Raw genomic sequence first — 11,910 nt, forward strand, 5'->3', positions numbered from 1 at the left:
AAGAGGAATGAATGGCGAGTAACAACGTAGCCCAATTTGCCGCGGAACTCAAAATGCCTGCGGGCGTCCTGCTCGAGCAGTTGCAGGCGGCTGGCGTCCAGAAAGCAAGCGCGAACGACGACCTGTCCGAGACGGACAAGGCGCGTCTGCTCGATCATTTGCGCAAGTCGCACGGTTCCGCCGACGCCGACAAGCGCAAGATCACTTTGACCCGCCGGCATACGTCGGAGATCAAGCAATCTGACGCAACGGGTAAAGCTCGCACCATTCAGGTCGAGGTGCGCAAGAAGCGTGTATTCATGAAGCGCGACGAGGCCGGCGTGGAACAAGCCGCCGAGGCGCCCGCTCCGGTCGAGGAAGAAGTCGACGAAGCCGAATTGCAGCGCCGCGAGGAAGAAGCGCGTCGCGCCGCCGAGCAGCTCGAGCGCGAAGAGCGCGAGCTGAAGGAGCGTCAGGCTCAGCTCGAACGCGAGGAAAGCGAACGTCGTCAGCGTGAGGAAGCGGCTGAAGCCGAGCGTCGTCGTCAGGAAGACGAAGCGGCGCGCCGTGCGGCTGCTGCCGCGCAGGCAGCGGAAATCTCGCGCGCGGCATCGGCTGCGCGTCAGGAAGCGCGCACGCCGCCGACGGTCGATGCAAAGGCTGAAGTGAAGCCCGAGCCGAAGGTCGACGACACCGCGCAACGCGAAGCCGCCGAAAAGGCCGCGGAAGAGAAGGCTGCCAGCGAGCGCGCCGCGCAACGCGAAGCCGCCAAGAAGGCGGAGGACGCCGCGCGCGCCGCTGCTGAAAAAACGCGTGTCGAACAGGAACAGATCGCGAAACGTCGCGCGGCAGCGGAAGCCGAGGCACGCGCCATCCGCGAGATGATGAACACGCCGCGCAAGGCGCAAGTCAAGGCGCCGGAGCCGGCGCCCGTGGTCGCCAAGCCGGCCGAAGCAGCCAAGGCTGCGGAAGCGAAGGGCACGCTGCACAAGCCGGCGCGTCCGGAAGGCGCGACGGCGGCACGTCCTGCCGTGGCGAAGAAGCCGGCAGCGGGCGGCACGGCGGCACCCGCCACGACCGCACCCTTGGGCGACAAGAAGAAGGCCGGCGGCAAGGGCGGCTGGCAGGACGACGCGTCCAAGCGCCGTGGCATCAAGACGCGCGGCGACACGAGCGGCGGCGTAGATCGCGGCTGGCGCGGTGGCCCGAAAGGTCGCGGCAAGCATCAGGAACAGACCACGTTCCAGGCGCCGACCGAGCCGATCATCCGTGAAGTGCACGTGCCGGAAACCATCTCGGTGGCCGATCTCGCGCACAAGATGGCGGTGAAGGCGTCCGAAGTCATCAAGATCATGATGAAGCTCGGCCAGATGGTCACGATCAATCAGGTGCTGGATCAGGAAACGGCGATGATCATCGTCGAGGAACTGGGCCATCGCGCGGTCGCGGCGAAGCTGGACGATCCGGAAGCGCTGCTGGTCGAAGGGGAAACCACGGAAGAAACGGCAGAGCGTCTGCCGCGTCCGCCGGTCGTCACCGTCATGGGTCACGTCGACCACGGCAAGACCTCGCTCCTGGACTACATCCGTCGCGCCAAGGTGGCGGCGGGCGAAGCGGGCGGCATCACGCAGCATATCGGCGCATATCACGTCGAAACGCCGCGTGGCGTCATCACCTTCCTCGACACGCCGGGTCACGAGGCCTTCACGGCCATGCGTGCGCGCGGTGCGAAGGCAACCGACATCGTCATTCTGGTGGTCGCGGCCGACGACGGGGTGATGCCGCAAACGAAGGAAGCCATCGCCCACGCGAAGGCGGGTGGCGTGCCTATCGTCGTGGCGATCAACAAGATCGACAAGCCGGAAGCCAATTCCGACCGCGTGAAGCAGGAACTCGTCGCGGAAGGCGTGGTGCCGGAAGAGTACGGCGGCGATTCCCCGTTCATCGAAGTGTCGGCGAAAACCGGCAAGGGTATCGACGACCTTCTGGAAAACGTGTCTCTGCAGGCCGAAGTGCTGGAACTGAAGGCACCGATCGACGCACCGGCCAAGGGTCTCGTGATCGAAGCCAAGCTCGACAAGGGCAAGGGTCCGGTCGCAACCATCCTGGTGCAGTCGGGCACGTTGAATCGCGGCGACGTGGTTCTGGCGGGCAGCGCGTACGGTCGCGTTCGCGCCATGCTGGACGAAACCGGCAAGCCGACCAAGACGGCGGGTCCGTCGATCCCGGTGGAAATTCAGGGTCTGTCGGAAGTGCCGGCTGCGGGCGAAGAAGTCATCGTGCTGCCGGACGAGCGCAAGGCGCGCGAAATCGCGCTGTTCCGTCAAGGCAAGTTCCGCGACGTCAAGCTCGCCAAGCAACAGGCCGCGAAGCTCGAGAACATGCTGGAGCAAATGGGCGAAGGCGAAGTGCAGAATCTGCCGCTCATCGTCAAGGCCGACGTGCAGGGTTCGCAGGAAGCGCTGGTGCAATCGCTGCAAAAGCTTTCGACCAACGAAGTGCGCGTGCAGATCGTGCACAGCGCGGTCGGCGCGATCAGCGAGTCGGACGTCAATTTGGCGACGGCTTCAAAGGCGGTCATCATCGGCTTCAACACGCGTGCGGATGCGCAAGCCCGCAAGCTGGCGGAATCCAACGGCATCGACATTCGCTACTACAACATCATCTATGACGCTGTGGATGAAGTGAAGGCGGCAATGTCCGGCATGCTCTCGCCGGAAAAGCGCGAAACGGTTACGGGTATGGTCGAGGTGCGCCAGGTCATCCGCGTGCCGAAGATCGGCCTTATCGCAGGTTGTATGGTCACGGACGGCGTGGTCAAGCGTTCCTCTTCGGTGCGCGTGATTCGCAACAACGTCGTGATCCACACCGGCGAACTCGACTCGCTCAAGCGTTTCAAGGACGACGTCAAGGAAGTGCGTCAGGGCTTCGAGTGCGGTATCTCGATGAAGAACTTCAACGACATCGTCGAAGGCGACCAACTGGAAGTCTTCGAAGTGACCGAAGTGGCTCGTACGCTGTAAAGCGGTAACTTGCAGCGAGCCGCCAAGGCGAGAGGGCGGAGCGGGCCGCGCGGCTCGCTCCGCCCTTTTTCTTTTGTGCGGCGCGCGACGAATATACGGAAAACATCATGGCTAAAAAACGTACTTCCCCGAATCGCAACGTGCAGATCGCCGATCAGATCCAACGCGATCTCTCCGAGCTGATGCGCGAGGTGAAAGATCCGCGCATCGGCATGGTGACGATGCAGAGCGTCGAACTCACGCCCGATTACGCGCACGCGAAGGTCTATTTCACGACGCTCACCGGCGACCCGAAGGAAACCGAGGAAGCGTTGAACCACGCGGCCGGGCATCTGCATAACCAATTGTTCAAGCGCCTGCACATTCATACGGTGCCGACGCTGCACTTTCACTACGACCAGACGATCGAGAAGGCCGTGGAGATGTCGCGTCTGATCGACGAAGCGAACGCCTCGCGCGCCAAAGACGACGAAGAAGGCGCCTGAGCGATGAGCGGTGCAACGAAGGACTCGCCGCGCCCGAAGATTGCCCGGCGCGCGCTAGATGGCGTGTTGCTGCTGGACAAGCCGCTCGGTTTGTCCAGCAACGACGCGCTCATCAAGGCGAAGCGGCTTTTTCTCGCGAAGAAGGCGGGACACACGGGTACGCTCGATCCCCTCGCGACAGGCTTGCTGCCGCTTTGTTTCGGTGAAGCAACCAAGTTTTCGCAGGATTTGCTCGAAGCCGACAAGACCTACGAAGCGACGATGCGCCTCGGTATGCGCACGACGACCGGCGACGCGGAAGGCGAAGCCATCGACGAGCGCGCGGTGACGTGCGACGAAGCGGCTGTGCGAGATGCCATGACGCGCTTTCTCGGCGAGATCGTGCAAATTCCACCGATGTATTCCGCGCTCAAACGTGACGGCAAGCCGCTCTACGAATACGCGCGCGCGGGACAGACCGTGGAGCGCGAAGGGCGCAACGTCACCATCCACGCGTTGGAGATGATCGCGTGTGCGTTGCCGCTCGTCACGTTTCGCGTGACCTGCAGCAAGGGCACGTATGTACGCACCCTGGCTGAGGATATCGGCGAGACGTTGGGATGCGGCGCGCATCTGACGGCGTTGCGGCGGACGGGCGTGGGCGCGTTGACGCTCGACCATGCGGTGACGCTCGATGCATTGGCGAACATCGACGAAATCGCGCGCGATGCGTGGCTTCAGCCGGTGGATGCGCTGCTGTCGACGTTCCCGGAAGTGCGTCTGGACGACGATGCCACCCGGCGTTTTTTGCATGGCCAGCGCCTCAAGCTGTCGGATGTATCGACGGACATGCTCGAAGCGGGCCGCGTGCGCGTGTACACGCAAGAAGGCGGACGGCTGCTTGGCGTGGCGAAAGCGGGCGAGGGCGTGCTTGCGCCGGAACGGTTGATCGTCACGGCGGGCTGAGCGAGTCAGCGACGCCAGACTTGCAACCTGCGCAACGAAAAAAAGCCCAGACGAGAAGTCTGGGCTTTTTTACGTCCACGCTGAACGAACCGCAACGATCAATGCGCCGCCGATGCCGCCGCCGCTGAATCTCCGCCGCCCGAGCGTTCGGGCTTCGTGATCCAGATCAATGCGATCAGCGCGACGAAAATCCCCGCCGAGATATAGAACATGTCGTTCACGCCGAGTTGCGCGGCCTGCTGCGTCGCCATGCTGTTGAATAGACCGTAAGTCTGATCGTGCGAATAGCCGATTGCGCCCATCTGCTGCATCGAATTGGTGAAGTTCGGATTGAACGAATTCGCCTGCTCCACCAGTTGCACGTGATGAACGATCGACCGATGCTCCCAGGCCGTCGAAAAAATCGACGTGCCGATACCGCCGCACATGATCCGCACGAAGTTCGACAAGCCCGACGCCGCCGGAATGCGATGCCCCGGCAAACCCGACAGCGTGATCGACACCAGCGGAATGAAGAAGCCCGCCATCGCGATACCCTGAATTAGCGTGGGCAGCGTGAGCGACCAGGTATCGACGCCCGTGGTGTAGCGCGAACGCATCCAGAAGCACAGCGCGAACACGAGGAACGCGGCGGTTGCAATCCGGCGCGGATCGGTGCGTGGCAGGAATTTGCCCGTGATCGGCGAGAGCAGTACCGCGAACAATCCGACGGGCGCCATCACGAGCCCGGCGTCGGTGGCCGTGTAGCCGATCACCGTTTGCAGCCACAGCGGCAACAACACGAGATTGCCGAAGTAGAGCCCATAGCCGACCGAGAGCGCGATGGTCCCGCCCGAGAAGTTGCGCAGCGCGAACAACGACAGATCGACGACCGGATGCTCCGCCGTCAGCTCCCAAACGATGAAGAACGCGAACGCGATCACCGCGACCAGCGCGAGCACGACGATGGTCGTCGAATTGAACCAGTCGAGATCCTTGCCCTTGTCGAGCATGATCTGCAGCGAGCCGACCCAGACTACGAGCAAGCCGAGCCCGACCGAATCGATGGGCGCTTTACGGATGGCGGAATCGCGGTCGCGGAAAATCATGAACGTCGCGATGGCCGCAATGAAGCCGACCGGAATGTTCACGTAGAAGATCCACGGCCATGAGATGTTGTCCGAGATCCAGCCGCCGAGAATCGGCCCGGCGACAGGCGCAATGAGCGTGGTCATCGACCACATGGATAACGCGATGGGCGCTTTCTCGCGCGGGTAGCTCGCGAGCAGGAGCGTTTGCGACAGCGGGATCATCGGGCCGGCGACCGCGCCTTGCAGCACGCGCGCGGCGAGCAGGAAGGGCAGCGTCGGCGCGAGTCCGCACAGCCATGAAGCGATCACGAAGAGAATGATCGAGCCGAGAAACAGCTTCACTTGCCCGATGCGCTGCGTAAGCCAGCCGGTGAGCGGCACCGAAATGGCGTTGGCGACCGCGAACGACGTGATGACCCACGTGCCCTGATCGGACGAGACACCGAGATCGCCCGAGATCGACGGAATCGAGACGTTCGCGATCGACGTGTCGAGCACGTTCATGAACACGGCGAGCGACACGGCGATCGTCCCGATGACGAGCTTCCCGCCCGTCAGCGGCGGATGAACGACGTTGGCTTGAGACATCGATGAGGTCCGTGTCCGCTTACATCAGCTTGGCGGCCGAGGCGGACTTCGCCGCCGCGCCGTTGCCGCGCGAGGACGAAGCGCCCGACGAAGCCTGCGGACCATTGCCCGCGTTCTGCTGGATGATGCGCGCGATTTCCTGATCGGCCTGATCGCCGTACTTGTCGAACACGTTGGTCTGATAAACCGTGTTCGGCGCCTGGCCGAGCTGGCCGCCTTGTTCATCCTTGATGGTCACGTCGACATCCATCGACAGGCCGATACGCAACGGATGCTGCTCCAGTTCCTTCGGATCGAGCGCGATACGCACCGGCAGACGTTGCACCACCTTGATCCAGTTACCGGTCGCGTTCTGGGCGGGCAAAAGCGAGAAGGCCGAACCCGTGCCGGCCGAGAAGCCGACGACCTTGCCGTGATAGACCACGCTGGAACCGTACAGGTCGGCCGTCAGATCGACGGGCTGGCCAATGCGCATGTGCTTGAGCTGCACTTCCTTGAAGTTGGCATCGACCCACACGCCGTTGAGCGGCACGATGGCCATCAGCGGATTGCCCGGCGCCACGCGCTGGCCGACCTGCACCGAACGCTTCGCGACATAGCCCGTCACCGGCGCGGGCAGCGTGTTGCGCGCGTAGTTGATGTACGCGTCGCGCACCTTGGCGGCGGCGGCGAGCACGTTCGGGTGATCGGCGATCGTCGTGTTCGAGGTCAGCGAACGGTTCGACGCGAGTTCCTGCTGGGCCGAGTCGAGCGCCGCCTGCGCGCCGCGCACGGCGTCGCGAGCGTGCGAGATTTCTTCCAGCGATACCGCGCCCGTTTGCGCGACCGTCATGCGGCGGCGCAAGTCGTCCTGGGCACGCGAGAGGTCGGAGCGACGCAGCGCGATCTGCGCTTCGTACTGGTTGTTGTTGACGAAGAAGGTGCGTACCTGACGCACGGTCTGCGCGAGATTCGCTTCCGCCTGATCGAGCGCGACCTTCGAGTCGGCGGGATCGAGCGCGACGAGCGGGTCGCCGACCTTCACCGTCTGGGTATCGTCCGCGTTCACCGAAATGACCGTGCCGACCACTTGCGGCGTGATTTGCACGACGTTGCCGTTCACGTAGGCGTCGTCGGTGGACTCGTGAAAGCGCGCGACGAGGAAGTAGTACAGGCCGTAAGCCACGGCGGCGATGATGACGACGAGCACGATCAGCGTCATGAGCACGCGGCGTTTGCCGTTGCGCTGCTTGGGCGCGGGAGCGGCGGCGGCTGCGGCGGCGTTTTGTTGAGGGTCGCTCATTGAAGGCTCCGAATGTTTCGTATTTATCTTGATGCGTGTTCTTGTACTTTGGCGCGGCTCAGTTCGACTGCGCCGGTTGGCTTGCCGTCTGTTGCGTGCCCTTGGGCTGTCCGCTGCCGTCGATCGCGAGATTCGAATCGGTCGCGTCGAATCCGCCGCCGAGCGATTTGATCAGCGCGATCTGCAGGTCGCTGCGCCTCAAGCGCAGATTGGTCACGGTCTGCTCGTTGGCAAGGCGGTTCTGGTCGGCCGTCAGCACTTGCAGTTGCGGCGACAGCCCGGCCTTGTAGCGGATCACCGCGAGCTCGTAGGCGTTCGACGCCGCCGCGAGCGCGCGTTGGGCGTCGCCCATCTGACGGTCGAGCGAGCGGATGGCCGAGATATTGGTCGCCACGTCGTTCATCGCGTTGATGAGCGTCTGATTGTAGTTGGCGACGTCGCCTTCGAAGTCGGCATAACGGCCCTTCAATTGGGCGCGCAGCGCGCCGGCATCGAAGATCGGCAGATGGATGGCCGGACCGGCCTGGACCTGACGACTGCTCGAAGTGAGGAAGCGGCCCCAGCCGAACGCGTCGAAACCGAAGCCCGCGGCGAGGTTGATGTCCGGGAAGAACTCGGCCTTCGCTTCCTTGATGTTGTGCGTTGCCGACTCGACCTGCCAGCGTGCCGCGACGATGTCCGGACGGCGCGCGACGAGGTCGGCGGGCACGTTGTCGGGCAGCGCGACGGTGACGTTCGAATTGATCACCGGATTGGCGATCTGCAGGCCGCGGTCCGGACCCTTGCCCAGCAGCGCCGCGAGCTGATAGCGCACCGACTCGATTTGGCCGTCGAGTTCGCTGAGGTTGGTCTGGCTCGTCGCGGTGTTGCCTTCGGCGGTGCGGCGTTCCACGTTGGTATCGAGACCGGCGGTTACGCGTCCGTTGGTGATGCGGCCGACGTTCTCGCGATTCGAAATCTCGCGCTGGGTGACATCGCGCAGTGCGTAAAGCAACGCAAGCTGGTTATATGTGCGCGCCACCGACGCCGCGAGCGTCACGCGCGCCTGCTGCATGTCGGCCTCGGCCGCCTTTTCCAGCGAGACCGCTTGATTCAGACGCGCGCGATTCTTGCCCCAGAGGTCGAGATCCCAAGACGCGCTGGCAAGCACGTTGTTCTCGCTGAACCACGTTCCACCGTAGGGCGGCGGGAAAAGCGCGTTGGCGGAGTAGAGCTCGCGAGTCCACGAATACGAACCGTTGACCTTAGGCGACAGCGCCGAACGCGAGGTTTCGATATACGACGATGCCTTTGCAATTCGCGATTGGGCCTGCGCAATGCTCGGATTGTCCGCAAGCGCTTCGTCGATGAGTTGCGGCAATTGCGGGTCGCCGAACTGCTTAGCCCAGTCGAGCGACGGCCACTGGCCGCCTTGTCCCGGCACGCTTTGCGTGGCGCTGTAGTTGTCGGGCGTGGCGATCGTCTTGTCGCTCGAAATGCCCGAATAGTTCGCGCATCCGGCGATTGCCAGCGCGGCAGCGGCGGCCGCCAACGCGGTCTTCGCGCTTCCCGGCAGCCCGATGCCTCGGAGCGCCGGCAAGGATAGGTGTTTCATCGCTCGTCTCTTGAGATGAGAATTAAAGATGGACGTTGCAATCATTTTTTTGCGCCGTAGCGGCGGATTTGCTTGTCATCGCAATGACGTCGCGGGCTTGTCGTTCGCGTTCAGCGCGAGGGCCGCGGCGGAGTCGCACGAGTTTGCCAGTACGCGTCGCAGCATGCTCTTGAGAAATCCGACTTCCTCGGGCGTGAAGCCTGCAAGAAGATTGTCCAGGACGCTTGTAAAGATGGCGGGCACTTGTTCGGCCATCACGCGGCCGTCTTCGGTGAGCGCCAGTCGAACCACGCGCCGGTCCGCCTCGCTGCGCACGCGCGACAGCAGGCCGCGCTTCTCCAGCCGGTCGATCAGACGCGTGACCGCGCTTGCGTCGATACCGTACTCACGTGCAATATCCGCCGCCGTCGCGCATTTGCCCACCGCCAGCATGAACATAATGCTCGCCTGCGTTCCGGTAATGCCGAGCTCGGAGGAGGTGTGCTGCGTCACCATGTTCCACATGGTGGAGCGCACCCGGCTGATGAGGTAGCCCACGCTTTCGCTCAGGACGTAATCGCCGATGCCAGCGGGTTTTGGAGCCTCACTCATTGTAAATTCTTGTGCGGTCGCAATAATTGACTAGGCAGTATTATAGGTAGGGCAAGATGTCGCTGCAAGAATCTTTTCCAAGAACGCTTAATAATCGGCCGGGGCGGCCCGTCGCACTAAGCCAAGCGCGTTTTTCACATAGATGACGCGGCGGCGGCGCAACATTGCAATTACGGGTCGCGGCCTATTGTCAGAAAGTGACTTCCGTGCGTGCTATAATTTACGGTTCTCACCGCGCCGGGACCGTGATTCACATGCAACTGCGCCGACTGACGAGCCGTCCGAGGTAACGAGTCAAGTACCCGCGAAGTACAAGACGAAGTACCCGCGAAGTACAAGAACTACGTCCGAAAGACATAAGCCGGACGGAATGCAGCGCACAAGCAAATCACGCGCTGCCGGACAAGCTCAGTCGGAACAGCATTGCGTCAAAGACGGCCTGCCGAGCCACGACGCCTCCTTATCCAGAATGTTCTGGATGGACTCAGGCCTGCTTCGACGGCGCATAACCAAGATACCTCTATGACTCGCGCCCTACGCAATATCGCAATCATCGCCCACGTCGACCACGGCAAGACCACGCTCGTCGACCAGTTGCTCCGTCAATCGGGCACGTTCCGGGAAAACCAACAGGTCGCCGAACGGGTCATGGACTCGAACGACATCGAAAAAGAACGCGGCATCACGATCCTGGCGAAGAATTGCGCGGTCGAATACGAAGGCACGCACATCAATATCGTCGACACGCCGGGACACGCCGACTTCGGCGGCGAGGTGGAGCGTGTGCTCTCCATGGTCGATTCCGTGCTGTTGCTCGTCGACGCCGTCGAAGGCCCGATGCCGCAAACGCGCTTCGTGACCAAGAAGGCGCTCGCGCTCGGTCTCAAGCCCATCGTCGTCATCAACAAGGTGGACCGTCCGGGCGCGCGTATCGACTGGGTAATTAACCAGACGTTCGATCTGTTCGACAAGCTGGGCGCGACCGAAGAGCAGCTCGACTTCCCGATCGTCTACGCGTCGGGCCTGAACGGCTATGCCGGTCTCGACCCCGAAGTGCGCGAAGGCACCATGCGTCCGCTCTTCGAAGCCATTCTGGAACACGTGCCGGTGCGCCCGTCGGACCCAGATGGTCCCCTGCAACTGCAGATCACTTCGCTCGACTACAACTCGTATGTCGGCCGTATCGGCGTGGGTCGCGTGGCGCGCGGTCGTATCCGTCCGGGCATGCAAGTGGCCGTGCGTTCGGGTCCGGACGGCGCGATCATCAATCGCAAGATCAATCAGGTGCTGTCGTTCCACGGCCTCGAGCGCGTGCAGGTCGAAGAAGCGCAAGCAGGCGACATCGTGCTGATCAACGGTATCGAGGAAATCGGTATCGGCGTGACCATCTGCGCGCCGGAAAATCCCGAAGCGCTGCCCATGATCACCGTCGACGAACCCACGCTCACGATGAACTTCCTCGTGAACTCGTCGCCGCTCGCGGGCAAGGAAGGCAAGTTCGTGACGAGCCGTCAGATTCGCGACCGTCTCACTAAGGAACTGAACCACAACGTGGCGCTGCGCGTGAAAGACACGGGCGACGAAACCACGTTCGAAGTGTCGGGTCGCGGCGAGCTGCATCTGACCATTCTGGTCGAGAACATGCGCCGTGAAGGTTACGAACTCGCCGTGTCGCGTCCGCGCGTGGTGCTGCAGGAAATCGACGGCGTGAAGCACGAGCCGTATGAAAACCTGACGGTGGACATCGAAGACCAGCATCAGGGCGGCGTGATGGAAGAACTCGGCCGTCGCAAGGGCGAAATGCTCGACATGACGTCCGACGGCCGTGGCCGTACGCGTCTCGAATACAAGATCTCGGCGCGCGGTCTGATCGGTTTCCAGAGCGAATTCCTGACGCTTACGCGCGGCACGGGTCTGATGAGCCATACGTTCGACTCGTACTCGCCGGTGAAGGAAGGTTCGGTCGGCGAACGTCGCAACGGCGTGCTGATCTCGCAAGACGATGGCGCCGCTGTCGCCTATGCACTGTGGAAGCTGCAGGATCGCGGCCGCATGTTCGTGACGCCGGGCGACGCGCTGTACGAAGGCATGATCATCGGTATCCATAGCCGCGACAACGACCTGGTCGTGAACCCGATCAAGGGTAAGCAGCTTACCAACGTGCGCGCATCGGGTACGGACGAAGCCGTGCGTCTCGTGCCGCCGGTTCAGCTGTCGCTGGAATACGCGGTCGAGTTCATCGACGACGACGAACTCGTCGAGGTGACGCCGCAGTCCATCCGCCTGCGCAAGCGTCATCTGAAGGAACACGAGCGTCGTCGCGCGAGCCGTGAAGGCGCAACCGACTAATGCG

8 protein-coding genes are annotated in these 11,910 nt (G+C 62.8%); 4 read left to right on the forward strand and 4 right to left on the reverse strand.

Going from position 1 to position 11,910, the window contains the following annotated elements; all coding sequences use genetic code 11:
* Positions 1-11 precede the first annotated feature (11 nt).
* The 3 genes from infB to truB all read left to right on the forward strand — a co-directional run bounded on the left by infB (position 12) and on the right by truB (position 4,432).
* Positions 12-3,002, forward strand: coding sequence for a translation initiation factor IF-2 (gene infB / locus ACYQ47_RS27550; RefSeq protein ID WP_250465038.1), 2,991 nt, complete (start codon positions 12-14; stop codon positions 3,000-3,002).
* A 107-nt stretch (positions 3,003-3,109) separates the two neighbouring features.
* Positions 3,110-3,487, forward strand: coding sequence for a 30S ribosome-binding factor RbfA (gene rbfA / locus ACYQ47_RS27555; protein WP_244825403.1), 378 nt, complete (start codon positions 3,110-3,112; stop codon positions 3,485-3,487).
* 3 nt (positions 3,488-3,490) lie between these two features.
* A complete protein-coding gene (gene truB, locus ACYQ47_RS27560) occupies positions 3,491-4,432 on the forward strand; it encodes a tRNA pseudouridine(55) synthase TruB (RefSeq protein ID WP_250465036.1) in 942 nt (313 codons plus the stop codon).
* A gap of 98 nt (positions 4,433-4,530) precedes the next feature.
* Here the strand turns inward: truB and ACYQ47_RS27565 are convergent, their stop codons facing one another.
* The 4 genes from ACYQ47_RS27565 to ACYQ47_RS27580 form a co-directional block, all read right to left on the reverse strand.
* Positions 4,531-6,090, reverse strand: a complete 1,560-nt coding sequence (locus tag ACYQ47_RS27565; RefSeq protein WP_244825401.1) for a DHA2 family efflux MFS transporter permease subunit — start codon at positions 6,088-6,090, stop codon at positions 4,531-4,533.
* A gap of 19 nt (positions 6,091-6,109) precedes the next feature.
* On the reverse strand, positions 6,110-7,372 hold the full coding sequence (locus ACYQ47_RS27570; protein WP_244825400.1) for an HlyD family secretion protein: 1,263 nt from the start codon (positions 7,370-7,372) through the stop codon (positions 6,110-6,112).
* A gap of 58 nt (positions 7,373-7,430) precedes the next feature.
* Entirely contained in the window at positions 7,431-8,966 is a 1,536-nt protein-coding gene (locus ACYQ47_RS27575; protein WP_250465034.1) for an efflux transporter outer membrane subunit, read from the reverse strand.
* A 75-nt stretch (positions 8,967-9,041) separates the two neighbouring features.
* Entirely contained in the window at positions 9,042-9,557 is a 516-nt protein-coding gene (locus ACYQ47_RS27580; RefSeq protein WP_250509106.1) for a MarR family winged helix-turn-helix transcriptional regulator, read from the reverse strand.
* A 522-nt stretch (positions 9,558-10,079) separates the two neighbouring features.
* Between ACYQ47_RS27580 and typA the strand changes: the two genes are divergently transcribed.
* Positions 10,080-11,906, forward strand: a complete 1,827-nt coding sequence (gene typA, locus ACYQ47_RS27585) for a translational GTPase TypA (RefSeq protein ID WP_244825397.1) — start codon at positions 10,080-10,082, stop codon at positions 11,904-11,906.
* The last annotated feature ends 4 nt before the right edge of the window (positions 11,907-11,910 follow it).

The sequence above is a fragment of the Caballeronia sp. HLA56 genome (genome assembly GCF_054655155.1).